Origin of the sequence: Arthrobacter terrae (assembly GCF_015708085.1) — a bacterium.
Classification (GTDB): Bacteria; Actinomycetota; Actinomycetes; order Actinomycetales; family Micrococcaceae; genus Arthrobacter_M; species Arthrobacter_M terrae.
This window is the reverse complement of sequence record NZ_JADNYM010000019.1, coordinates 37910-62732: the sequence shown is the minus strand read 5'-3', so window position 1 is coordinate 62732 and position 24823 is coordinate 37910. Positions and strand designations below refer to the sequence as shown.

Here is a 24823-nt window from a genome sequence, read left to right as displayed (position 1 = left end):
TACCGCTGGCCGGCAAGGGCTGAACAGTTATTGTTCTGCAGGGGGCTGAGGCAGCAAATCCAATTGCCGGACCTGACGCCGGAACGAACGAGCCCCACGTAGTGCCTCATCGTGCCATTGCCTGCGGTGTGACTTCGGCCTATTCTGCGGACTATCCACTCATCGATGCGGGAGCCGCGTCGTGTGGTTCCCAGCTATGCGGTTCCCCCTCGGATATCCGGTGCGTCATCGACGAACAGCCCGAAAAGCAAGCGCCCCCCCGTCAATTTCGAGCAGATTCAGGTATGGGATCCCCGCATCCCCTTCTCGGTACGCGAGACCGGCTGACGCGAAGTCACGGTAACTCAGCTCGCCGGCGACGGGCGAGCATCAGGCATCCGCACGACCCATTCCCGCGAATCGACATTCGCAGCACCTTGCGCGTCATCCGCATTTCCCTCAACGGTGAGATCCTGGCGGAGACGGGTCATGGTCGTATTCTCTACGAGACAGGATTGCCCATGCGTTTCTATGTTCCGCGGCAGGATGTGCGCGCGAATTTAACACAGTCCCCATCAAAGATCTGGCTTGGTCATACAGGCAGCCGCTGATCGACGCCGAAGAGGTCAGAGACCATATCGCCTTCCTCGATGAGCGGGTCGATGTCACGATCGACGGCATTGCCCGGCTGCGACCTCAGACGCCATGGTCCTAGGTCGGAGGGACCGTAATCAGGTTCCTTGGTCATCTCGGGCAAGGCGAACCCGCATATGTGGACGGCCAGGTCGACGTGCCGGCAGGTGCGGGTGATTACTGCGTCCGTCCCAATCTTCCGCGATAGCCGGGAGGCAGTCGACACAGCCGTTACTGACGGCTCGTCAGGATAAGGCTGCCCCGAGCAGGCGTCCTGCGCGGGGTGCGGTAAGGCGCCCAGAGGAAGAGCCGCATACCGCGGGTATAATCCGAAAATGGAAACCAATCAGCTGTTCCTCGCCTCTGATGCCGCCCTTCGCACCGTGATCGACCGTGTCACACCCGAGGATCTCGACAAGCCCGCTCCGGCCGGGTGGACCCAAACCCCAAACCCGACCATCCGCGACATCCTGAAAGCTCACGCTTACGACGAGGCCTGGGTCCCGGGAATACTTGCCGGCGGCTCGATCGCCGACGGCGACGACTTGCGCGACCGTGATCTGCTCGGCGATGATCCGATCGCAGCCTACGACGCTCTCAACGACATCGCGACAGCTGCCGTGCGCGCCGGGGTAGACCCCGGTACGACCTTCCGCTTCCAGTACGGCGACTATCCGGCGAAGGAGGGCCTGGTGCACCTGGCGCTCTACCGCGCGTTCCAGGCCTGGCTGATCGCGAAGCACCTCGGTATCCCGTTCCACCTCTCGACGGAGATAATCGCCGGAATGAACGAGCACGTCGTGCCCAACGCCGAGGACTGGCGCGGCTTCGGGGTGTTCCCACCCGCTATCGAACCACCGGCCGACGCCGACGACGAGACGCGTCTGCTCTGCACCGTCGGGTTCTGGGTCTCCTGAGCCCGACTGGAACGCCGGCCGCGGGTCACCGAGCACGATTCAGGTGAACACGGTTCTTAATCTGCTTAGTATCAGCGACTCGACAAGGACTGCTAACTGGCTCGGCTGAATCGTATTCCGGGATCCCGCTCAAGCCGGGACTAATGGACAATGGCACGTATGAATGAGACTGATCAGCGCCAGCTTCGCATCCGTACTCGCGGCATCCAACGGGCGTGGGACCCTCGCGTATGGGGAACACTGATCGGGGCAGCCGGGGCGACGGTGTTCGTGATGGCCTACCGTGGCGCTTTGATGGCCCCGTGGCCTGTGGTGGCTGTCGTCGTTTGGGCGGTGGCGCTGTTGGCCTACATCGTTCTGGTATTCGTCACGCCGAGAGTTTTCACCAAGGCCAGTCGTGTCGGTGCCGGAAGCGGGTTCATCTATCTCGGCAGTGTGGCCGGAATGCTGCTGCTGATCCGTCTTGGCACCATTGTGCTCGACAACGCCGACAAAGCTGAGCTGCGGGCGGCCGTGATAGTGGTGGCTGTGGGGCTGCACTTCATTCCCTTCGCCGTTGCCTTTCACACACCCATGTTCACCCCGTTGGGTGTGATCATGGCAATTCTCGGTGCAGTGGGACTTACAGTGGGCTGGCTCTGGCACACACGAGCCGCCGCGGCCATGGCGGTGATCAGCGGCATCGTGATGCTGGCGATCATCGCAGCCGACGCCGTCCGCACAGTCCCGCAACCGTCCTCCACAAAGTGAAGTGAAGCCGGCTATGGATGCCGGCCCGAAGCGCTGAAGCGTGCTGCGCGTCGGTGAATGTGGTGCTCGGCTGTGCGCGGGGCCGGAGCCTTCTGCGGCTCCGCGGCCCGGGCGAAGAATTGCTTCTTGGCAATTTCCACCAGCACCAGGTACAGCACCGTCATCGCCAACAGGGCCAGGAAGAACGGCAACGGGAGCGGATCAAAACCAAGGAAACCTCCCACCGGGGAGAGCGGGAGATAGATCCCCACGGCCACCACAGCCACAGTGGCCAGGAGCAGGCCGGAGGACGGCCTGCTGCGGAAGAACGGCACCCTGCGCGTACGGATGGCGAAGATGATCAGGCTCTGGGTGGCTATCGACTCAATGAACCACCCGGCACGGAATTCGCCAGGAGCCGCGTGGAAAATAAACAGCATCAGCGCAAATGTAGCGAAATCGAAGAGCGAGCTGATAGGCCCGAAGGTGAGCATGAACCGGCGGATGAACGCAATGTTCCAGTGTGAGGGCGCCCGTAGCTGCTCCGGATCCACTTTGTCCCCCGGAATGGCCAGCTGGCCGGTATCGTAGAGCAGATTGTTCAGCAGGATCTGGCCCGGGAGCATCGGCAGGAAGCTCAGCACAACGGACGCTGCCGCGGCGCTGAACATGTTGCCGAAATTACTCGACGTGCCCATCAGCACGTACTTAATGGTGTTCGCGAAGATCCGCCGCCCCTCCCTGATGCCGTCGGCGAGCACGCCGAGGTCCTTGTCCATCAGCACGATGTCGGCGGCGTCCTTGGCCACGTCGGCACCGCTGTCCACCGAGATGCCCACGTCGGCGCCGTGCAGCGCCAGGGCGTCGTTGACGCCGTCGCCCAGGAACCCTACTGACCTGCCCGTGGTGCGCAGCATGCCCACCAGTCGGCCCTTCTGCTCCGGGGAAACACGGGCAAAAATCCCGGTCCCGCCCACTGCGGCACTGAGTTCGTCGTCATCCATGGCATCTATTTGCGCCCCCGTCAGGGTCCTCCCGTAGTCCAGGCCGAGATCTGTGCAGACCTTTTCGGCCACCCGCGCGTTGTCGCCGGTGGCGACCTTGACGGTTACCCCTAGTTTTGCCAGCTGCTCGAGCGATTCCTTGGCGCTGTTTTTTGGATTGTCCAAAAAACACAGAAAACCCGCGAGTACCAAACCGGTCCGGTCAGCACCTTTGAGGCTTTCCAGCGCCGGAGCAGGGCAACGGGCGACGGCGACAACCCGGGCACCGGCGTCGAACTGGGCGTCCAGCGCCGCACGCGCAGCCGCCGGTACCCCGGCACAGTATTTCAGCACGTCCTCCGGCGCCCCCTTGACGATCATCTGCCGGTTCCCGCCGCCGTCCTCGATCAGGACGGTGGTCATCCGGCTCCGGTGGTCGAAGGGAACCAGGTCCAGCCGGCGGTAACTTTTGGGCTCCCAGGACTGCCCCGCAGGCGATTCCCACAACGCCGCATCCAGGGAGTTCGCCCCTGCAGCACCGCTGCGCCCGTGCCCGAGGTCGGACTCGGTGGCAAGCAGGCCCAGCACATTGACCGCATTGGCAGTGAACATGCTGTCGGCAGGGATCGCTGCCAGGAAGCTGATCCGGCCATCGGTCAGGGTCCCGGTTTTGTCAGTGACGAGCACATCCATGTCGCCCAGATCCTCGATGCAGACCAGGCGCTTGACCAGGACTTTCCGCTTGGCCAGTGCCCGGCTTCCGGCAGCAAGGCAGGTGCTGACGACGGCGGGCAGCAGCTGCGGGGTGATTCCCACCGCGATAGCCAGCGAAAAGAGGAGGGACTCGATCAGGGGCCGGCGCAGCAGCAGATTGGCGATCAGGATCAGGGTAGTCAGGACCGTGGCAACCTGCAGGAGCAGATAGGAAAACTTTTTCAGACCCCGCTGGAATTCCGTCTGCGGCTGATGTTCCCCGAGCCCGAGGGCAATCCGGCCGAATTCTGTGCGGCCGCCCGTAGCGGCCACCACACCGCTACAGGTCCCGGACTGGACGATCGTGCCCATGAAGATGCACGACGTAAGGTCACCCAACGCTGCCGTTCCGATGACCGGCGCCGGGTCCTTGGCCGCCGGCAGGGACTCGCCTGTCAGGATGCTCTCGTCGCAAAGGAGATCTGTGGCGGTGAGGAGCCGCATGTCCGCGGGAATGACCGCGCCAAGGGTGAGCCGGACAATGTCCCCGGGCACTAGTTCCACGACGTTCACGGTTTTCTCCGCTCCATCGCGGACGACGACGGCCCGGTGCCGGACCGAGGAATGGAGCGCCTCGGCCGCGAGTTCGGCCCGGTACTCGTTGCTGAATCCCAGGCCGACGCTGACCAGGAGGATCACGCCAATGACGATGGAATTGGTTGCGTCGCCCAGAAACACAGAAATTCCCGCCGTGATGATCAGCAACAATAGAATCGGACTGGCGAGTTGCCGCAACAGTACTTTCCACGGGTTTGCCTTGTGGGTCCGCAGGGCATTGGACCCGTAATCCAGCAGGCGCCGCCGCGCCTCGTCAGAACTCAGTCCGCTCGAATCCGTTTGCAGGGCATGCAGGGCGTCCTCGCTGCCGGCGCGGGCCAGATCCTTCAGGGGCAGATCCTTCAGGGCCGGATCCTTCAGGGCCGGAGGCGCACTGGTATCGGGACCGGTGAACGTACTGTCGGAATTGTCCGGATCCAAAAGGAATGTCCAATGCTTTCAGGCGGTCCCCCGGAGCACCTGCTCCGCCAGCATTAGTGTAGGCCCCGTACCTGCGTCCGGCTGCGGCCAAAGGTCCCCTCATGGTCGTGGTCCAAAATTGGTCGCATTCATGACGGCGAATTCACGGCTCAAGACCGCGGCCGGTCTTAGATTCAGCGCGGCCGACGTCTGCGCAGCGCCGTCCAACCCAGGTAGGCACCCAGGCTCCCGACGGCTCCGAGACCGGAACCGAGCAGCGGCCGTTGCCATTGCTGCCAGCGTGAGGTGTCGGCGGTGGTGAGTTCACCGATCCCCCTAATGAAGGCTGCGGTCAGCATGCCGACGACGAGCCGGTTGCCTATCCGTTCAATCCGACCCACCAGCGGTTCAAGTTCAGCGGCCCGGAGATGAACTTCGACACCGTCGCGGTCCACGATGGCAAGGAGGCGGCGCAGCTGCCCGGGAAGATCCAGGCCAAGCTCCACGGCCTCACTCCCGGCCTTACCGAGCTTGCGGGCGAAGGCAGCCACGGATATCCGTTCAGCAGCCAGTTTCTGGACATAGGGACCGAGCACTTCTCCGAGTTGAAATGCCGGGTCCAACAGCACCCCGAGTCCCTCCAGCATGAGCACCATTTTCAGCAGCATCGCCATCTCGCGGGGCAGCTGAAGGTGATGACGGCGCAAAATGGCCAACGTTTCCTGAATGAGCCGGACAACCGGGACCTCCGCCAGCGGCTTGCCTTCATAGAGGCCGATCAGCGACACCACATCGCGGTGCAACCGGACAGATTCGGCACTTCGACGGGATGCGGCCAGGTCCAGCAGCGCGGCAGTCACCCGCTCCGGGTCGTGCCGGACCAAGGCCAGCAGCAGCATTCCCAGCTGCGCTCGCAGCTTCTCGTCCACCTGGCCAACCATGCCGAAGTCGATCAGGCCAATTCGTCCGCCGTCTTGGATAAACAGGTTTCCCGGGTGCGGATCGGCGTGGAAAAAACCGTCCTCGAAAATCATTTTCGCAGCGGCGCCGGCCGCACGCTTGGCAAGGTCCCGCCTGTCTATGCCGGCGGCGTCAAGGGCCGCAAGATCGCTGACCTTGATTCCTCGGATCCGCTCCATGGTCAGAACACGTGAGGTAGTGAAGTCCCAGAAAATCTTCGGGATATGAACACCGTCGTCACCGGAAAAGTTGACGGTAAAGCGCTCGGCGCTTCGGCCCTCCTGCAGATAGTCCAATTCGGCCCGCAATGTCTGCGCAAATTCCGCAGCGATTCCCATGAGATCGTAGTCTTCGGCGATGGCCCAACGGCGGCTTGCCTGAGCGGCAAGATTCTGCAGAATTTCCAGATCCTCTTCGATCTGGCGGACGGCACCAGGACGGCGGATCTTCACCACCAGTTCTGTTCCATCCATCGCGGTGGCGGTATGGGCCTGGCCAATGGAGGCGCAGGCGAGCGGTTCGGAGTCAAAGGCCGCAAACAAGGTGGTCGGGAGAGCGCCCAGTTCCTGGACAATCAGCTCTTCTACGGTCCCTGCAGGCAAAGCTGGAGCATCGTCCTGAAGCTTGGCCAATTCATTTCTGAACTCCGGAGGCAGCAGGTCCGAGCGAGTGGACAGGACCTGGCCGAGCTTGATGAACGTGGGGCCGAGCTCCGCTAAGGCAAGACGCAGGTGTTCGGCATTGCTCAGTGGTGCCTGCTCCCCGCCCCCGACCCCGCGTGGGAAGGGGACAAGCCTTTCAAGTCCGGTGGCACCGAGCAGCCAGGCGAGACCGTGCCGGGAGAGCGTTTCCGCTACCTGGCGATAGCGCTCAAAGTGGTTGGCCAATCCCGTCCTCCCGACGTAACGTAACGAACCAGGGCAACGATAGTCATCCCAGCGTATCGGACTTCCTCGTGCTTCGGAGGGGATGGCGCGGCAGCTGGCTGCTGCCGCCAAAGCAGTTCCGTTCCTGTATTCTGGCGCCACCAACAGATAGGGGAATGTGGATGATACCGATGCTCACGCTCGCTTTCGCGGTGCTGCTGATCCTCGGCGTTCTCATTTCCGAACGCGCCAGCCGGACGGTGCTTTCCACCGCCGTGCTGTTTTTACTGGGCGGATTCGCCCTTGGCCAGGGCATGCTTGGCGTCATTCCCATCCAGCCCAGTGATCCCGTCGTGGGCGTACTGGCCCAGCTGGCCCTGTTTTCGGTCCTGTTTACCGACGGAATGAAAGTGCCGCTGTCTGGTCTGAGGAGGGCGTGGCGATTACCCGGCCGTGCGCTGCTGCTGGGGCTGCCGTTGACACTTCTTATCACCGCGCTGCTGGCCCATTTCATTGCAGGTCTTCCTTGGCTTCAGAGCTTCTTGCTCGGTGCGGTGCTGTCGCCGACTGATCCGGTGTTCGCGGCCGCCATTGTGGGGCGTAAGGAAGTTCCCGGACGCCTACGCCACCTCCTCAACGTCGAGTCAGGGCTCAATGACGGATTGGCCCTGCCTATAGTCCTCGTGCTGCTGGCCCTCGGTGACGGAATGGAGGTCGGGATCGGCGGCCTTGCCGAAGAAATCGGCCTTGGTCTGCTGATCGGAGTCCTGGTGCCGCTGATCGTCATCTGGCTTGAGCGGCTTCCCTTTTTGATGGCAACGAAAGGACTCCAACCGCTGGTGGCGGTTTCCATTGGGCTGCTCGTACTCGCCATCTGCCTGGTAACGGGAGCCAACCTCTTCCTCGCCGCTTTCTCAGCCGGCATCACCGTGGCTAACGCGGGCCCGGGATTCCGGGAGGAATTCGAACAGTTCGGGGAACTGGTGTCGGAACTGCTGAAGCTGGCGGCAATCCTGGTCTTTGGCGCGCTGATCACGCCAACGTTCCTGTTTTCAGAGATCTCGTGGACAGGCTGGGTCTTCGCCGTCCTGGCCATCGTCGCGGCCCGCCCGCTGGCCCTGCTGGTTTCATTCCTGGGCACACGGCTGCCCGCCAAAGAACAGCTCGCTGCTATGTGGTTCGGGCCCAAAGGGTTCGCTTCGGTGGTGTACGGGCTTCTGGTCCTCCAATCAGGTGCCGCGCGCTCCGATGAGCTCTTTCACCTCGTCGGGCTGGTCATTGTGCTGTCCATCCTCGCCCATTCGTCAACCGACGTCATCGTGGCCAGGCAGTTCGAAAGCCCTCCTCCCCCAGCAACGCAATGATCCCCCGACGTGGCCCGCCCGCGTCGGTGTCCCGGCAGTTCTGCTGATCCAACTCCGCCTCCACTGCCATGCCAGTCAATTAGCTATTAGCGCAGAATTTTGTTGACTATTTGGTGGCCTCTAGCGCCGGGTAAGTCCGACTCCTATGGTATGAGCATGGTTACTGAACGGATCACGCCGGGACTTGACGGACCCATTTCGGACGCAATGCTCAAGCTGGGCCGTTTCTTCACGAAATGGGACCAGACGGACGACTCCCGGGCGGTGTTCCGCGAGGGAGGCCGCAAGGGCGATATTTTCTACCGGGACAGGTGGAGCCATGACAAGGTGGTGCGCTCCACGCACGGGGTGAACTGCACCGGGTCCTGCTCCTGGAAGGTCTATGTCAAGGACGGGATCATCACCTGGGAGTCGCAGCAGACGGATTACCCCTCCGTCGGGGCGGACAGCCCGGAGTATGAGCCGCGGGGCTGCCCGCGCGGGGCTGCCTTCTCCTGGTACACCTATTCGCCCACCCGGGTCCGGTTCCCCTATGCCCGCGGCGTCCTGGTGGAAATGTACCGCGAGGCCAAGGGCCGGCTGAAGGATCCGGTGTTGGCGTGGGCGGACGTCGTCACCGACCCGGAACGACGGCGGCGCTACCAGCAGGCGCGCGGCAAGGGCGGGCTGGTGCGCGTCTCCTGGCAGGAAGCCATCGAGATGGCGGCCGCCGCGCACACCCATACGATCAAGACCTACGGGCCGGACCGGTGCTCGGGCTTCTCCCCGATCCCGGCAATGTCCATGGTCTCCCACGCCGTCGGCAACCGTTTCATCCAGCTGATCGGCGGGGTGATGACCTCCTTCTACGACTGGTACGCGGACCTGCCCGTGGCCAGTCCGCAGGTATTCGGGGACCAGACGGATGTGCCGGAATCCGGTGACTGGTGGGATTCCACCTACCTGATGATGTGGGGTTCCAACGTGCCGGTAACCCGGACGCCGGACGCGCACTGGATGACGGAGGTGCGCTACCGCGGGACCAAGGTGGTCGCGATCAGTCCGGACTACGCGGACAACACCAAGTTTGCGGACGAGTGGCTGCCGGCGCAGGCGGGCACCGACGCCGCCCTGGCCATGGCCATGGGTCATGTGATGCTCAAGGAATTCTTCGTTGACCGCGAGGTGCCGTACTTCTCCGGCTACGTCCGGCAGTACACGGACCTGCCGTTTTTGGTGCGGTTGGAGGAGCACGACGGCGGCGGCCTAGTCCCGGCAAAATTCCTCACCGCCGCTGACCTGCCGGCTGAGGCGGGTGCGCAGGACCCGGCGTTCCGGACAGTGCTCTTTGATAAGCTCACCGCCCGCGCCGTGGTGCCCAACGGGTCCATGGGGTTCCGCTACAACGAATCCGGCAAGGGCAAGTGGAACCTGGACCTGGAGGGCATCGACCCGGCGCTGTCGCTGCTGGAGGTCTCGTCCGAAAGTGCTGAAATCCTGCTGCCCTGCTTCGAAGATCCGGCCGGTGCCGGCAGCGTGCTGCGCCGCGGCGTGCCGGTGCTGCGGGTGGACGGGCATCTGGTCACCACCGTATTCGATCTAATGCTGGCGCAGTACGGAGTCGGCCGGCCCGGGCTGCCAGGGGACTGGGCCGCCGATTACGACGACGCCGGCACACCATACACACCGGCCTGGCAGGAGGAAATCACCTCCGTCCCGGCGCAGGCCTGCATCCGGGTGGCCCGGGAATTTGCCCGCAATGCCGAGCAGTCCAAGGGCCGCTCGATGATCATTATGGGCGCGGGCATCTGCCAATGGTTTCACGGCGACGCCACCTACCGCGCGGTGCTGTCTTTGGTGATGCTCACCGGCTGCATGGGACGCAACGGCGGCGGCTGGGCGCATTATGTGGGGCAGGAAAAAACCCGGCCCACGACGGGCTGGATCTCCATTGCCAATGCCCTCGACTGGGCCAGGCCGCCGCGGACCATGATCGGCACCGGCTACTGGTACATGCACACCGACCAGTGGCGGCAGGACGGCTACTCCGCGGATGCGCTGAAATCCCCGCTCTCCACGGGGGCACTGGACGGCATGCACACCGCTGACACTCTGGCCCAGTCTGCCCGGCTCGGGTGGATGCCGTTCTATCCGCAGTTCGACCGGAACCCGCTGGACATAGCGGACGAGGCCGAGGCCGCCGTCGCCGCCGGAACCGCAAAGGACACGCCGACCTATATTGCCGCTGCCCTTAAGAACCGGACGCTGACGCCGGCCATCGAGGACGTGGATGCACCGGAAAACTGGCCGCGGACCCTGGTGCTGTGGCGGTCGAACCTGTTTGGCTCCTCGGCGAAAGGCAATGAATATTTTCTGCGGAACCTGCTCGGAACGCACAACAACGTGATGGGCAGGGACCATGCGGAGGGGCTCAAACCGCGGGACGTCAAATGGCATGAGCAGGCGCCGGAGGGCAAGCTCGACCTGCTGGTCTCCGCCGATTTCCGGATGACCTCCACCACGCTGCTCTCGGACATCGTTTTTCCGGCCGCCACCTGGTATGAGAAACACGATCTCTCCTCCACGGACATGCACCCCTTTGTGCACGCGTTCACCCCGGCCATCGATCCGCCGTGGGAAACCAAGACCGACTTCGAAACCTTCCATCTGCTGGCCGAAGAGCTCTCCCGGCAGGCCAAGACGCACCTGGGTGTGCGCCGCGATTTAGTCAGCGTCCCGCTCCAGCACGATACTCCGGGGCAGGTGGCCCAACCCGGCGGCATCGTCCGGGACTGGCGCGAGCCGGACATCCCGGCCGTGCCGGGGCAGAACATGCCCGTCTTTTCCGTGGTGGAGCGGGACTATACGGCGATCGCGCAGAAGCTTGCCGCCGTCGGCCCGCTGGCGGACAAGCTCGGCTTCACCGTCAAGAACGTTACATATAAGCTCGACGGCGCACTGAACCGGCTCAGCCACGCCAATGGCGTAATGCTTGGCGGCGTAGCCAACGGGCGGCCGGCGATCGATACCGATGCAAAGATGGCCGAGGCGATCCTGACGTTTTCCGGCACCACCAACGGCCAGCTGGCGGTGCAGGGATTCAAGGATCTGGAAATACGGACCGGCCGGAAACTGGCCGACCTCGCCGAAGGATCCGAGGAAAAATTCATCACCTTCGCCCAGACACAGGCCGGCCCTGTCCCGGTGATTACCTCCCCGGAATGGTCCGGATCCGAATCCGGCGGCCGGCGGTACTCCCCTTTCACCATCAATGTGGAACGGCTCAAGCCCTGGCACACCCTCACCGGAAGGATGCACTTCTTCCTGGACCACGACTGGATCCGCGACGTCGGGGAGGCGCTGCCCATCTATCGGCCCCCGCTGGACATGCAACGTTTGTTCGGCGAGCCGAAGCTGGGGCCGAACGGGACAAAGGAGGTGGTGGTGCGCTACCTGACGCCGCACTCGAAGTGGTCCATCCATTCCGAATACCAGGACAATCTGCTGATGCTCTCACTCTCCCGCGGCGGACCTACCGTCTGGATGAGCCCGGCGGATGCGGCTTCCATCGAGGCCAAGGACAACGACTGGGTGGAATGTGTGAATATCAACGGCGTCTACGTGGCGCGGGCGGTGGTCAGCCACCGGATGCCGGAGGGCGTGGTGTACGTCTACCACGCGCAGGAGCGCACCATCGATGTTCCCAAATCGGAGGCGACCGGCCGGCGCGGCGGCATCCACAACTCGCTGACGCGGCTGCTGGTGAAACCCTCACACCTGATCGGCGGCTACGCCCAGCTGACCTACGCTTTCAACTACCTTGGCCCCACCGGAAACCAGCGGGACAACGTAACCACCATCCGCCGTCGTTCCCAGGAGGTGCAGTACTAATGCGTGTTATGGCTCAAATGGGCATGGTGATGAATCTGGACAAATGCATTGGCTGCCACACCTGTTCGGTCACCTGCAAACAGGCTTGGACTAACCGGGCCGGCACCGAATATGTCTGGTTCAACAATGTGGAGACCCGGCCCGGACAGGGATATCCGCGCCGGTACGAGGATCAGGAAAAGTGGCAGGGCGGCTGGTCGCTGAACAAGCGCGGGAAACTGGTCCTGAAAGCGGGCGGGCGGGTCAGCAAAATGTTCGGACTCTTCGCCAGCCCGGTCCAACCCGAGCTCAAGGACTATTACGAGCCGTGGACCTACGACTACAAGACCCTCATCGATGCACCCCTGGGCGACGATTTTCCGGTGGCCCGGCCAAAGTCCCTGATCACCGGCAAGGACACAAAAATCACCTGGTCCGCGAACTGGGACGATGACCTGGGCGGCTCCCCCGAAATGGGCCACCTGGATCCGGTCATTGAAAAGCTCCGGCGCGAATCCGAGGACACGATCAAGCTCGAATTCGAGAAGACCTTTATGTTCTATCTGCCGCGGATCTGTGAGCACTGCCTGAACCCGTCGTGCATGGCGTCCTGTCCCTCCGGTGCCATTTACAAGCGGGTGGAAGACGGCATCGTGCTGGTGGACCAGGACAAGTGCCGCGGCTGGCGGCAGTGCATTACCGGCTGCCCCTACAAGAAGATGTATTTCAACCACAAGACCGGCAAGGCCGAGAAGTGCACCTTCTGCTACCCCCGGATCGAGGTGGGGCTGCCGACGGTGTGCTCGGAAACCTGCGTGGGCCGGCTGCGCTACCTGGGGCTCTTCCTGTACGACGCCGACGCGGTCACCGAGGCGGCGTCGGTGACCGATCCGCAGGAACTCTATGACGCGCAGATGGACGTGCTGCTGGACCCGCATGACCCCGCCGTAATAGCCGCGGCCCGGGCTCAGGGCATCCAGGACGACTGGATTGACGCCGCGCAGCGCTCGCCTGTCTATGCGCTCGCCAAGGTCTACAAGGTGGCCCTGCCGCTGCACCCCGAATACCGGACCATGCCGATGGTCTGGTACGTCCCGCCGCTGTCCCCCGTGGTGGACCTGCTCAAGGAACAGGGCCACGACGCGGAGGACTACGGAAACCTGTTCGGGGCCATCGATGCGTTGCGGATTCCGGTGGAGTACCTGGCGGAGCTTTTCACCGCCGGGGATGCGGACCGGGTCACGGCTGTGCTGAAAAAGCTCGCAGCCATGCGCTCCTATATGCGCGGCATCAGCATGGGCAACGATCCCGACGATTCCATCCCCGCCGCGGTGGGCATGGCGGGACAGGAAATGTACGAGATGTACCGGCTGATGGCAATCGCCAAATACGAGGAACGCTACGTCATCCCGCAGGCGCACATGGAACAGGCCCACGATCTGGAGGAAATGGGCTGCTCGCTGGATTTCGACGGCGGCCCAGGCATGCAGGATTCCCCGTTCGGGGAAGCCAGCGGCAAACCCGCTCCGGTAGCGGTGGAGACGTTCAATGCCCTGCGCGACCGGCAGACCTCCGACAACGTTGCCGGTGAAGAATCCCTGCGCGGCCGGGTCAACCTGCTCAATTGGGACGGCAACGGGACACCGCGCGGGTTGTTTCCGGACAAGCGGGACGCGCCACGGATGAGCGCGGATTCCCCCGCGCACAGCGGCGGCCGCGCCGGTCCCAGCCCCGACGCCGGCGGACCCAGCGCATCGGCCTCCGGCGCCTCGGGGAATCCGGCGGACAACGAACCCAATGCCATTGCCCTGGAGGAGCCGTGAGGGATCGCAAGCTGTCCAGGAGCAAGCCGGCCGGCAAAAAAATGGGTGCTAAAAAAGCAACGGCGGTTCGTGAAGCTGCGAGCCGTGACAGGGCGGTTTATCTGGCCGCTGCCTGGTGCCTTTCGTACCCGGACCAGGACGTCCTGGAGCGGCTGCCGCTGATCAGGTCGGTGCTGGCGGAGCACCCGGACGCGGCCGAGGACTTTGCGCCCGTCCTGGCGCAGCTGAGTTCCGTTCCACCGATGGAGGTGCAGGCCCGGTACGTGCAGGAATTCGACCTCGGCAAGCGGCACGCTCTTCATCTGTCCTATTGGACCGACGGTGACACCCGGCGCCGCGGCGAGGTTTTGGGCATCTTTAAGCAGGTCTATCGGCGCAGCAACTTCCTGGTGGATACCCATGGCGAACTGCCGGACTACCTTCCCATGGTGCTGGAATTCGCCGCGCGCGTCGATCTGGATGCCGGCCGGGAACTGCTGATCCAGTACCGGCCCAGCCTGGAAATGCTCCGGCTCGGCCTGCTCGATGACAAACTGCCCCACAGCCTCATTCTGCGCGCCATCTGTGACACCCTGCCCGGGAAATCCCCGGCGGACCAACAAGCGGTCATGAAAATGGCCGGCTACGGCCCGCCTACCGAATCGGTGGGACTGGAACCCTACGATCCGCGGCTGCTGCCGCTGGCAAGGAGCTGAGATGGACATCCTGCTGTGGGGTGTGCTGCCGTACGTCATGATGGTCATACTGGTTGGCGGACTCATCTGGCGGTACAAGTACGACCAGTTCGGCTGGACCACCAGGTCGTCGCAGTTGTATGAATCCAGGCTGCTGCGCATCGGCTCACCGGTCTTCCACTTCGGCCTGCTGGCCGTCATCGCCGGACACCTATTCGGTCTGGTGATACCGATGTCCTGGACCCAGGCGGTGGGCATGAGCCAGGACTTCTACCACTTCAATGCGCTCTTCGTGGGCGGCATCGCCGGTATCGGCACGCTGGGCGGCATCATTTTGCTGATTTACCGACGGCGGGTGACGGGTCCGGTGTTCATGGCGACGACCCGCAACGACAAGATGATGTACGTGGTGCTGACCGGTGCCATCGTGTTCGGCCTCTGGACCACACTGGCGAGCGTCTTCCTGGGCGGGGAAGGTCACAACTACCGCGAAACCGTCTCCCCCTGGTTCCGTTCCCTGTTCATCTTCCAGCCGGACATTACGTCGATGGCCATCGCCCCGTTCTCCTTCCATTTGCACACGCTGGTGGGCATGCTGCTGTTCACCATCTGGCCCTTCACCCGGCTGGTGCACGCCTTCACGGCGCCGCTGCATTACCTGTTCCGGCCCTACATCGTTTACCGGAGCCGGGACAAGGGCCGGATCGCAGGCAGGTCTGCTGCCGAACCGGTGCGCCGCGGCTGGTCCGCAGTCGGTACCCGCGATCGCGACACCCGGAACCGGTGAAAGGGCAGCCGACGGAGCGCTAAGGAGTACCGGCTGGCCCATAGTGGCCCCGACCAGCCTAGGATGGCCCTATGGACGCCAACGACGAAGTTAACGGAATCGAGCACCTCTCCATCCACGAGTGCTGGGACGCCCTGCGCAGCGCTGACATCGGCCGGCTGGCCGTGATCATCGACGACCATCCGGAGATCTTTCCGCTGACCTACATGGTGGACCACGGGACGGTGGTTTTCCGCAGTGCTGAGGGTTCCAAGGTGGACGGGGTGCGCTCCGGCCACCCGCTGGCCTTTGAAGTGGACGGCTATGACAGGAGCACCAACCGGGCCTGGAGCGCTGTCATCAAGGGCACGGCGGAGGAGCCGCGGGACATAGATGAGGCCGCGGCCGCCGCCATGTTGCCGATTTTTCCCTGGCAGGCCGGGGAAAAAAACCACTTCGTCCGTATTGTTCCGGACCAGATCAGCGGGCGCCGCTTCCCTGTCCAGCCGCGTGGCCGTCGCTTGAGCAGCATCAGTGGAGAGCCGGACGTAGAGTAGCCGCCTGGCCGGGAGAAGACTGGCTTAGAAGATATCGGCCAGGTCCTCGTTGGCCTGCTCCACGTCGAAGGCCTTGGGGTCCAGAGTCTCCCCCGGCTGCAGGCCCAGCCATTGCCGGTACTCTTCGTGCTCCTCATGCTCGGGATCGTTGACGGCCTGCACAATATTGGTCCAGCCCAAGGTTCCGCCGCTGTCCTCCGCCGGCGCGGCGCCCCTGCCGCCGGTGCACCGCGGAAGCTGCCCGCCGTCGTCGACCGTCAGGATCTTTTCCACGACGATGGTGTGCTCCCAGTCATCACCGAAGTCATAGGTGTAGACCATTTTGCTGCCCACCTCCGCAAGCAGTTCGCCGAGCCTGACCGTGGACTCGTCGATGGAAGGTTCGCCAAAGGAGTCCAGCACGTCATCCGGATCCGCCGGCGCGTAGCTGGGCCCGCGGAAACCACCGGTCTGGAAGTTGTGCAGATGGTAGTCCAGCCACCCGAACAGGGTCTGAATGACGGTATGCAACTCATCCAGCGGCATGCTGGCCGGAACCAGGACGCGCCGCCAGATGGGCGGTTTGGCATTTTTGAGTTGGATCTTCAGCTGCAGGATGGTGCCGGCAGCAGAACCCTTCTGCGCCGGGGAACCCTTCTGCGCCGGGGAACCCTTCTGCGCCGGGGTAGCCTTCTTCGCCGGGGTAGCCTTGGGTGCCTTTCTGGCGGGGCCCTGCTCCTGGGCCGTCGTGTGGTCAACGGCTTCGCCAAGCTCCAGCCGATCAATCACGTCATCGTCGAAGGCATCCACAATACAGCCGATTAATGCCGGTGGCACCCGGAAATGTGTATCGATGGTCAACAGGCCCAGCTCAGCGAGCCTCTCCAACCGACCCACAGTCATCCGGCCGATGATATCCGCCATCATTTTTTCCTCTTCCGGCGCCTGGTCAGCCAGGGCCAGGACGCGTTCCACCGGCGGAGGCTCAGGAGTCGACGCAGCGATCAGGATCGACACCTCCAACCCGCTCAGAATTGCCGATACGTCGGGAAAAGCCGGGTCCATGCCCAGCACGGTCTGCTCCAGGAACCGGGTGCTGAAGTAGCTGTATTCTGCAAGGCGCTCGGGCGAAGTGCCGGACAGGAAGCCGACGGCGTCCTTGGACGGCACCGCCTTCGTTGCCTTGATTTCAATCAGCTCTGCAGCTTCCAGCGCAGCCCAGATCTGGGGCAGAAGCGGCACATCCTGCATGGATCTGACGGTCGGAACCGCTCCGTCTGGCTGTGCTCCCTTGACGGCGCCGCGGACTGAAATCCCGACGCAGGCAGCCGCCTCGTGAAGATCTATCAGGCGCAAAGCTCCGGTGCCGGTAACCGGCCGGCCGGCACCGATCCACTTCAGCAGTGCTGTTGTCCGCTGAATCAGCGGCAGGCCGGCGAACACCTCGAGGGCTTCATCCTCGGCCAGATCCGGTATATCGATCCGGCCAAGGTCGTCGTCCGCCTGAACCGTTTCGAAGAAGTCCATGATCTGCGCCAGCTGTTCAGCGGACCCGGCCCACCTGCCCGTTTCGGTGAGGAAACTGATGTACGCGGCCATGGCGTCCACGATTAACGCGGCATCCGCTTCCTCGTCCGTGGACACCAGAACGTCGGTGATCGCTACCGCCAACGGTATGGATTCGAAGGCCGTCACCTCCGCCGCGGCCGTACCTTCCATATATCGGCTTATGACCTCCTTGATGTCCGCCAGGCATTCCAAAGCCGCCGTGGCGGTGCCGGCTGAACCGTCGTCGAACCACTGCACAAATGCAGGCGTGAGCGCATCAATGGCGCGGCCCGCGCGGAACGTACTCATCGAGGTCGACGCCGAACCGGCGGCACCCTTGCTGGCCTTACGGCTTGTGGTGTCTTTGGCATTGTGCCGGTTTCTGCTGTTCCTGCTCACGGTATCCCTGCCTGGTCGCGGAAATGGTCTTACGACGACGCTACGTTCCAGTCGGCCAGGATGCCAGTTTATTGCGCGGCAGAGCGCTGCCAGGACCGGTATGCCCAACGGATGCCGCTCACCGTTGCATTGGATCCGGACCACGTTGCCGCCGATCGTGCCCGCTGTGGCGCCCTGCAGTTCTGCCCCGCTGTGGCGCCCCGCGGTGCTGCCCACGGCTCGCCGGGATGGCACGCCTTCTGCCGATTTGCCGGACTTGCCCGAACCTCGTGGAGACGGCGTCATGGGCGTAGCATGAGCCTATGTCGGATCTGACCGACGCGCAGTACAACGTACTATTAACCTTCCGCTGCGCACTGCGGGAATTTCTGGTCTGGAGCGAGCAAGAAGCCGCCAAGGCCGGCTTAACAGCGCAACAACATCAGTTGCTGCTGGTGATCCGCGCCCGTACGGGTGTGCCTCCCGCAAGCGTGGGAGACGTGGCTTCGGCGCTGCAGATCAGGCATCACAGCGCGGTCGGGCTGGTCCGGCGCGCCGAGACCATGAAACTGCTGGAGCGCTGCCGCGACCTTCATGATCACCGGGTGGTGCGGCTGGTCCTGACCGACAAGGCACGCGTGATCCTTGCTGATCTGAGCCGGGTCCATCTGGCTGAGCTTGAGCGGGCAGCGGAGATGCTGCAGATATCCGAGGAGTTCCTCCAGCACCTCTCGGCCAATTTTCTTGGCGCAGCCACAAAGGGCTACACATAGTCCGGCCAAGCAGGTAGGCTCATGCCACGAAGGCTCGCAACGCGATAGAAGTTATGGCAGGTCGAGCGATTCTGCAGTTAAGCAAGAGGCTGCTTTTCGTGACGTGCGGAGGATCAGCATGAGTATTCTCAACGACCTGAGCGGTCCGATGGACTTAAGCTCATTTGACAATGCACAACTGTCCGAACTCGGCGAGGAAATACGTCAGTTCCTGATTGCCTCGGTTTGTTCCACAGGCGGCCATCTGGGGCCGAACCTTGGTGTCGTTGAGCTGACCATCGCCTTGCATCGGGTATTCGATTCACCGCTGACGCCGATTGTCTTCGACACCGGGCACCAGGCTTATGTCCACAAGCTGCTCACCGGACGTCGCGCGGGATTTCCGTCTCTGCGCACCGCCGGCGGCCTGTCGGGGTACCCCAGCCGCGCGGAATCCGTGCACGACGTGATCGAAAATTCCCATGCGTCCACGGCATTGTCCTATGCAGATGGACTCAGTAAGGCGTTCGAACATGCCGGCAGCGATCGGACCGTGGTTGCGGTTGTGGGTGACGGCGCACTCACCGGTGGTCTGGCGTGGGAAGCGCTGAACAATCTGGGGGTCTCCACCCGCCCGGTCATAGTCGTCCTCAACGACAACGGACGGTCCTACGCGCCGACGGCCGGCGGGCTGGCCCGGCACCTCAAACGTCTGCAGGACCGCAGCGGGTATGCGGCCGTCGTTGAACTTCTTGGCGGGACAGCCGTGCCGGCAGCGGCAGGAGTGGACTCCATCTTCACCGCGCTCGGGCTGGATTATCTGGGCCCGGTGGATGGCCACGACATAGCGGCAGTGGAATCCGTCCTGAACGAGGCGCGGGGCCGCCGGGTGCCCGTGGTGGTCCACTGCCTGACCAGCAAGGGCCGTGGCTATGCTCCGGCGGAAAACGATGCGGTCGACAAGCTGCATGCGGTGGGCATTGTTGATGTTGCAACCGGACGCACACCCCGGAGCGCCCACACGACCCACACGCCCGTTTTGACCTGGACGGATGCTTTTGCCGATGGGCTGCTGAGTGCCGGCGAGGTATTCCCCGAGCTGGTGGCCATCAGTGCAGCGATGCTTGACCCCACCGGACTGCAACGATTCGCCGATCGCTTTCCGGACAGGTGCTTCGACGTCGGCATTGCCGAACAGCATGCGATCACCTCGGCCGCCGGGCTGGCGATGGGGGGTGCGCATCCCGTCGTCGCCCTCTATGCAACCTTCGCGAACCGGGCGTTCGATCAGCTGCTGCTCGATGTAGGACTGCATCGCCTGCCGGTGACTCTGTGCCTGGACCGGGCGGGTATCACCGGGCCGGACGGCCCCAGCCACCACGGAATCTGGGATCTGTCGATGCTGGCCAGTATCCCGGGAATGCGCGTCGCTGCCCCGCGGGACGCCCAATCCCTTGCCGAAGAACTGCATGAGGCCGTCGGATACGCGGACGGACCGACGGCGCTGCGTTACCCCAAGAGTGCTCTGGGGCCGCCGATCCGTGCTGTGCAGCAGTGGGATGGCATGGACGTGCTGCGCACAGCAGATCAAGCCACGGTACTGATCGTCGCCGTCGGTTCAACAGCTCAGGCAGCCCTGGCCGCGGCGGGGACACTTGCGGAGGGCGGCGTGGAATGCACGGTGGTGGATCCGCGCTGGGTGCTGCCCGTCAACCCGTCCATTGTGGATCTTGCCGACCGCCATCTGCTGGTAGTGACTGTCGAGGACGGAATCCGCAGCGGCGGCGTCGGCTCCCACGTGCGCCATGCACTTTCCGCGGCCGGGACCAGTGTGCCGGTCACGAACGTGGCTCTACCCACCGAGTATGTGCCGCACGGCAGCCGGGCCGAATTGCTCGCGCATTACGGTTTGGACGCCGCCGGAATCACCGGTGCCGTCCTGGCGGCCGTGCGCGGGATTAATTCCGGCGCTTCCGGCCCCGTCCGCGCTGGCCTTGGCATGTCCGGACTTGATGCGGCGGAACGCAGCGGCTCCGGAGTTAGCGGCTCCGGTCTTAGCGGCCGCGGCCTTGGCGCAGCCGCACGTGACGGGGGCGGCACCGGCGGTGGGACGCGCAACTCGCCTGCGCTCCGCCCCCTGCAGCGTAGCCAGCGGACCCGGTAAGTGAGAGCCGGTGAGGATGCGATGACCGAGCCGCGATGGCAGGAATCGGCGGACCGATCGGTGGCAATGGAACCGGCCGCTGCCCGTGCTGCCATGCGCAACGAGAATTTCCCGGTCGCACTGGCGGTGTTACCCAGGCATATCCGCCGCCATCTCACCGCCGCCTATAACTACGCCCGTTACGTTGATGATCTCGGCGATAAGGCGCCCGGAGCACGCATTCCGCGGCTGGAGCAGGTGGCGGCGGAGGTCCGGCTCCTTTACGCCGGAGGTATTCCCGGGGACCCGGTGGTGGCAGCGCTCAGGCCGCTGGTAGCGGACACAACCGTGCCGATGGAGCCGATGCTGCGTCTAATTGAGGCGAACATTGTCGACCAACGGGTAGTGCGCTACGAGACGTTTGACGAGCTGGAAGGATATTGCCGGCTTTCGGCGAATCCGGTGGGCGAGATTGTGCTGCATATTTTTGACCGCGCGAGCGTTGAATGCATTGCCTTTTCCAACCGCATCTGTACGGCGCTGCAATTGCTGGAGCACTGGCAGGATATTGGCGAGGACTATGCCTCCGGCCGGGTCTATGTCCCGCAGCGGGACCTGCGCCGGTTCAAGGTGGCCGAGCCTCTGCTGGGCAGCGGTGAAGCCACCGATGATGTCCGGGCCCTTATCGCGTTTGAAACCGACCGGGCGCTGGCCTGGCTCGACGCCGGAGCACCGCTGGTCTCAACGCTGCACGGCTGGTCCCGGCTGGCGGTTTCCGGTTACATTGCCGGCGGCAGGGCGGCCGCCCATGCACTGCGGCTCAGTGGACACGACCCCATGAAGGCGCGAAAGCCCTCGACCCGGCAGATTGCTGTGGCCTGGGCCGTGGCAACGGTGCGGTGGCCGGGATGAGTGTCGAGGCGGCGTACGCCGTGTGCGCGGACATAACGCGCCGCGAAGCCCGGAACTTCTCCTACGGGATCCGCTTGTTGCCGCCCGTCAAGCGCCGGGCGCTGTCCGCCGTCTACGCAGTCGCCAGACGCATTGACGATATTGGCGACGGCGATCTGCCGGCCGGGCAGAAGACCGTCCAGCTGGGCAGGGTCAGGGAGAGCCTGCGTGGCATTCGTGCCGGAATCACCGCCGAGGCACACGCAGCCGCTGCGAGTGGCGCCGCTGCCGGCGTGCTGGACCGGCATGGCGTTATAGACAGCGCGGATCCCGTCCTCGTGGCCCTCGCCGACGCTGCCGGCCGTCTGCCGATTCCGTTGGAGGCACTTGAGGAGTTGATCGACGGATGCCAGGCCGACGTCGACGGTGTCCAGTACCGCACCTTCGAGGACCTGGTCGTGTACTGCCGCTGCGTCGCCGGATCGGTAGGCCGAATGTCCGTTGGTGTGTACAATCCGCCGAAACTTCAGCGCGCAAACCCGCTCGCGGACACCCTTGGGGTTGCGCTGCAGCTGACCAATATTCTCCGCGACGTGTGCGAGGACAGGCGCAATGGCCGGATCTACCTTCCGGGCGAAGATCTGGAGCGCTTCGGCTGCACGATGGAGCTCGACGCCGACGGATGCCTTGTGGATCCCCCGGAACGGTTTGCGGCGTTGATCAGGTTTGAAGCCGATCGCGCCGAGTCCTGGTACCGGGAAGGTCTGGCATTATTGCCCCTGCTCGATCACCGCAGCGCCGCCTGCACCGCGGCGATGGCAGGTATCTACCGCCGTCTCCTGGCCCGGATCGCCGCGGATCCTGAACCGGTCCGCAGCCAGCGGCTGTCCTTGTCCGCGGCCGGGAAGTTGCAGGTCGCGGCGCGCGCATTGGTCAGGGGCCGGGCATGAACCGGGTTGGCACGGTAGTGGTTGTTGGCGGCGGTCTTGCCGGGATCACCGCCGCCCTCCGGCTCGCCGATCGGGGCAGTGACGTGACGCTTCTGGAGTCGCGCCCGCGGCTGGGCGGTGCCACCTACTCATTTTCACGCGGCGGCCTGAGCGTTGACACCGGCCAGCACGTCTTCCTGCGCTGCTACCTGCGGTACCGCGAATTGCTGGACCGCTTGGGCGTGGGCCATTTGGTGACTATCCAGCCACGGCTGGACATTCCGGTCCTGGTGCCGAGACGGTCGGATATCGGTTTGCGGCGATCTATGTTTGGTCCCGCCCCGCTGCACCTCCTGCCGGCTCTGGCCGGGTACCGCGCGCTGTCACCGTCGGAGCGTTTCCGCGCCGCTCTTTGCGCAGCTGCCCTGCGCAATGTAGATCCGGACAATCCGGCAAACGACGCCACGACGTTCGGCGAATGGCTGCACCGCCACGGCCAGGGACCCCGCGCCGTATCCCGGCTCTGGGGTCTGCTGACGGTCGCCGCACTGAATATCGATCCGTCCGAAGCGTCCCTGGCCCTGGCAGCACGGGTTTTTCGAACCGGACTCCTGGACCATGCCGGAGCCGGTGACATGGGAATTGCGGACGTGCCGCTGGCACTGCTGCACGACGGCCCCGCAAGGACCGCCTTTGCCCAAAGCGGTGTTCGGCTGCATACCGGCGAACGGGTGCGGGCGGTTGCTGGAAGCGCGGCCGGTCACGGACTGGTGGTCCGCACGGATTCCGGTGAGCTGGCTGCGGATGCGGTCGTGATGGCGGTTCCCCATGCGGCGGCGGCCCGCCTGGTCCCTACGGACGCCAAAACGGAGCCCGGCTGCTGGGACCAGCTCGGCGATTCCCCCATTGTCAACGTCCATGTGCTCTTTGACCGCAGGGTTATGGATCTGCCGTACGCTGCAGTCCTTGATCCTGCCACCGGCTGGATCTTCGACCGGACCGCTGCGGCCGGGGTTAATAGCGGTCAGTATCTGGTTTCCTCGCTATCTGCCGCAGATGCACAAATTGCCCTGCCGGGGGCGGACATTAGCCGCAGCCACCTTGCCGCCCTGAACCGCGTCCTTCCCAAGGCCCGTAGCGCGAAGGTTATTGATGTTTTTGTGACCCGCGAACCACGGGCGACGTTTCGCCAACGGGCCGGCAGCGCTCGTTTCCGTCCACAACCGGGCACGAAGTGGCCGGCCTTGGTTTTGGCAGGCGCGTGGACCGCCACCGGATGGCCGGACACCATGGAGGGCGCAGTCCGCAGCGGCCTGTCGGCCGCTGATGCCCTCAGTCAATCCGGTCCCGTCCGATCCGCATTAAGGGAAGTGATTGTATGAGCACGACCATTGACAGCCTGGCCGACAGCCAGCGGCGCATTGAGGTCCCGCTGCGGTCGGCGTTGGACCGGCTGGACCCGCATACCCGCCACTGCTGTGGCTATCATCTGGGTCTGTGGGACCCGGACGGCGTGCCGACCGGGAGCATGGGGAAGGGGATCCGGCCCACCTTGGCGCTGCTTTCCGCCCGGGCGGCAGGTGCCGGCGACGAGATTGGCGTTCCGGCCGCCCTCGCCTGCGAACTGATCCACAATTTCTCCTTGCTGCACGACGATGTGATGGACCATGACACCGAGCGCCGGCACCGGACCACTGCGTGGGCGCAGTTTGGCATTCCCGCTGCGATTCTCGCCGGGGACGCGCTGTGTTCGCTGGCCAGCGAACTGCTGGCCGAGGCGCCGTCCAGCACTGCCATCTGGGCGTTAAGGTGCGTCGGTGCCAGCACCAGACGGCTCATTGCCGGGCAGGCCGCGGACCTCGACTTCGAAACGCGCGAGGACGTCAGTCTGGTCGAATGCCTGAAAATGGCAGACGACAAGACCGGGGCGTTGATGGCCTGCAGTGCCTCGCTGGGAGCGGTGCTGGCCGACGCTCCAGCGGAACTTGCGTTGGGCCTGGCAGATTTCGGCACACATTTGGGCATGGCGTTCCAGCTCAGCGACGACATTCTCGGGATCTGGGGAAATCCTGAACGCACCGGTAAACCAGTCCTGTCGGACCTGCGTTCGCGCAAAAAATCGGTGCCTGTGGTGTATGCACTGCAATCAGACACCGACGCCGGAACGCGCTTGAAGTCCCTTTACTTCCGTCCCGGCGAGCTTAGCGAAACCGAGTTAAGCGAGGCAGCGGAACTGGTCGAGACGGCCGGCGGCAGAGAATGGACCGAACAGCGGGCCGACCGTGAGCTACAGGAAGCACTCGCGGCCATCGAGGCCCTGACAATACCGGCGCCGATCGCCCATGAATTCATCGCCCTGGCATATCAGCTCAATCACCGGGATCACTGAACAG

The 24823-nt window shown here is 64.0% G+C and carries 20 protein-coding genes; 16 read left to right on the top strand and 4 right to left on the bottom strand.

The features are described from left to right. Nucleotides 1-344: 344 nt before the first annotated feature. Nucleotides 345-470: a hypothetical protein gene (locus IV500_RS21955; RefSeq protein WP_281064049.1), complete on the bottom strand. Its 126-nt coding sequence runs from the start codon at nucleotides 468-470 to the stop codon at nucleotides 345-347. Here IV500_RS21955 and IV500_RS22495 point away from each other — a divergent pair. From IV500_RS22495 to IV500_RS14715, 4 genes are all read left to right on the top strand, one after another. Next, entirely contained in the window at nucleotides 417-590 is a 174-nt protein-coding gene (locus tag IV500_RS22495; protein ID WP_512699637.1) for a DUF427 domain-containing protein, read from the top strand. The genes IV500_RS21955 and IV500_RS22495 overlap by 54 nt on opposite strands. Next, on the top strand, nucleotides 554-694 hold the full coding sequence (locus IV500_RS22490) for a DUF427 domain-containing protein (RefSeq protein ID WP_512699638.1): 141 nt from the start codon (nucleotides 554-556) through the stop codon (nucleotides 692-694). The genes IV500_RS22495 and IV500_RS22490 overlap by 37 nt, the downstream gene beginning before the upstream one ends. A gap of 253 nt (nucleotides 695-947) precedes the next feature. Further along, nucleotides 948-1529, top strand: coding sequence for a DinB family protein (locus IV500_RS14720; protein ID WP_196397568.1), 582 nt, complete (start codon nucleotides 948-950; stop codon nucleotides 1527-1529). A gap of 159 nt (nucleotides 1530-1688) precedes the next feature. Continuing rightward, nucleotides 1689-2279, top strand: a complete 591-nt coding sequence (locus IV500_RS14715) for a hypothetical protein (protein ID WP_196397567.1) — start codon at nucleotides 1689-1691, stop codon at nucleotides 2277-2279. A gap of 11 nt (nucleotides 2280-2290) precedes the next feature. Here IV500_RS14715 and mgtA read toward each other — a convergent pair whose 3' ends face one another. Both mgtA and IV500_RS14705 read right to left on the bottom strand, forming a co-directional pair. Next, the gene (mgtA, locus tag IV500_RS14710; RefSeq protein ID WP_230855016.1) at nucleotides 2291-4972 is read right to left on the bottom strand and encodes a magnesium-translocating P-type ATPase; all 2682 of its coding nucleotides are present in this window, start codon (nucleotides 4970-4972) and stop codon (nucleotides 2291-2293) included. A 173-nt stretch (nucleotides 4973-5145) separates the two neighbouring features. Next, complete coding sequence (locus IV500_RS14705; protein ID WP_196397566.1) at nucleotides 5146-6798, bottom strand: ABC1 kinase family protein; 1653 nt, start codon at nucleotides 6796-6798, stop codon at nucleotides 5146-5148. 170 nt (nucleotides 6799-6968) lie between these two features. Between IV500_RS14705 and IV500_RS14700 the strand changes: the two genes are divergently transcribed. From IV500_RS14700 to IV500_RS14675, 6 genes are all read left to right on the top strand, one after another. Beyond that, entirely contained in the window at nucleotides 6969-8141 is a 1173-nt protein-coding gene (locus IV500_RS14700) for a cation:proton antiporter (RefSeq protein ID WP_230855015.1), read from the top strand. Nucleotides 8142-8297: 156 nt separating this feature from the next. Further along, nucleotides 8298-12011 carry a nitrate reductase subunit alpha gene (locus IV500_RS14695; RefSeq protein WP_196397564.1) on the top strand — a complete coding sequence of 1238 codons (3714 nt, stop codon included), beginning with the start codon at nucleotides 8298-8300 and terminating at the stop codon, nucleotides 12009-12011. Continuing rightward, entirely contained in the window at nucleotides 12011-13813 is a 1803-nt protein-coding gene (narH, locus tag IV500_RS14690) for a nitrate reductase subunit beta (protein WP_196397563.1), read from the top strand. Before IV500_RS14695 ends, narH begins: the two co-directional genes overlap by 1 nt. 41 nt (nucleotides 13814-13854) lie before the next feature. Further along, nucleotides 13855-14508 (top strand): nitrate reductase molybdenum cofactor assembly chaperone, encoded by a 654-nt coding sequence (narJ, locus tag IV500_RS14685; RefSeq protein WP_196397603.1) that lies wholly within the window; start codon nucleotides 13855-13857, stop codon nucleotides 14506-14508. Between the two features lies 1 nt (nucleotide 14509). After that, nucleotides 14510-15274 (top strand): respiratory nitrate reductase subunit gamma, encoded by a 765-nt coding sequence (gene narI / locus IV500_RS14680; protein WP_196397562.1) that lies wholly within the window; start codon nucleotides 14510-14512, stop codon nucleotides 15272-15274. A 71-nt stretch (nucleotides 15275-15345) separates the two neighbouring features. Continuing rightward, entirely contained in the window at nucleotides 15346-15810 is a 465-nt protein-coding gene (locus IV500_RS14675; RefSeq protein WP_196397561.1) for a pyridoxamine 5'-phosphate oxidase family protein, read from the top strand. Nucleotides 15811-15834: 24 nt separating this feature from the next. Here IV500_RS14675 and IV500_RS22170 read toward each other — a convergent pair whose 3' ends face one another. Further along, nucleotides 15835-17736: a plasmid pRiA4b ORF-3 family protein gene (locus tag IV500_RS22170; RefSeq protein ID WP_196397560.1), complete on the bottom strand. Its 1902-nt coding sequence runs from the start codon at nucleotides 17734-17736 to the stop codon at nucleotides 15835-15837. A 302-nt stretch (nucleotides 17737-18038) separates the two neighbouring features. On the opposite strand from IV500_RS22170, the gene IV500_RS14665 reads away from it, so the two are divergent. From IV500_RS14665 to IV500_RS14640, 6 genes are all read left to right on the top strand, one after another. Further along, on the top strand, nucleotides 18039-18488 hold the full coding sequence (locus IV500_RS14665) for a MarR family winged helix-turn-helix transcriptional regulator (protein ID WP_196397559.1): 450 nt from the start codon (nucleotides 18039-18041) through the stop codon (nucleotides 18486-18488). A gap of 118 nt (nucleotides 18489-18606) precedes the next feature. After that, the gene (gene dxs / locus IV500_RS14660) at nucleotides 18607-20631 is read left to right on the top strand and encodes a 1-deoxy-D-xylulose-5-phosphate synthase (RefSeq protein ID WP_196397558.1); all 2025 of its coding nucleotides are present in this window, start codon (nucleotides 18607-18609) and stop codon (nucleotides 20629-20631) included. A 21-nt stretch (nucleotides 20632-20652) separates the two neighbouring features. After that, on the top strand, nucleotides 20653-21522 hold the full coding sequence (gene hpnC, locus IV500_RS14655) for a squalene synthase HpnC (protein ID WP_230855014.1): 870 nt from the start codon (nucleotides 20653-20655) through the stop codon (nucleotides 21520-21522). After that, complete coding sequence (locus tag IV500_RS14650; RefSeq protein WP_196397557.1) at nucleotides 21519-22451, top strand: phytoene/squalene synthase family protein; 933 nt, start codon at nucleotides 21519-21521, stop codon at nucleotides 22449-22451. The genes hpnC and IV500_RS14650 overlap by 4 nt, the downstream gene beginning before the upstream one ends. Beyond that, complete coding sequence (hpnE, locus tag IV500_RS14645) at nucleotides 22448-23812, top strand: hydroxysqualene dehydroxylase HpnE (protein WP_196397556.1); 1365 nt, start codon at nucleotides 22448-22450, stop codon at nucleotides 23810-23812. The genes IV500_RS14650 and hpnE overlap by 4 nt, the downstream gene beginning before the upstream one ends. After that, complete coding sequence (locus IV500_RS14640) at nucleotides 23809-24819, top strand: polyprenyl synthetase family protein (RefSeq protein WP_196397555.1); 1011 nt, start codon at nucleotides 23809-23811, stop codon at nucleotides 24817-24819. Before hpnE ends, IV500_RS14640 begins: the two co-directional genes overlap by 4 nt. The last annotated feature ends 4 nt before the right edge of the window (nucleotides 24820-24823 follow it).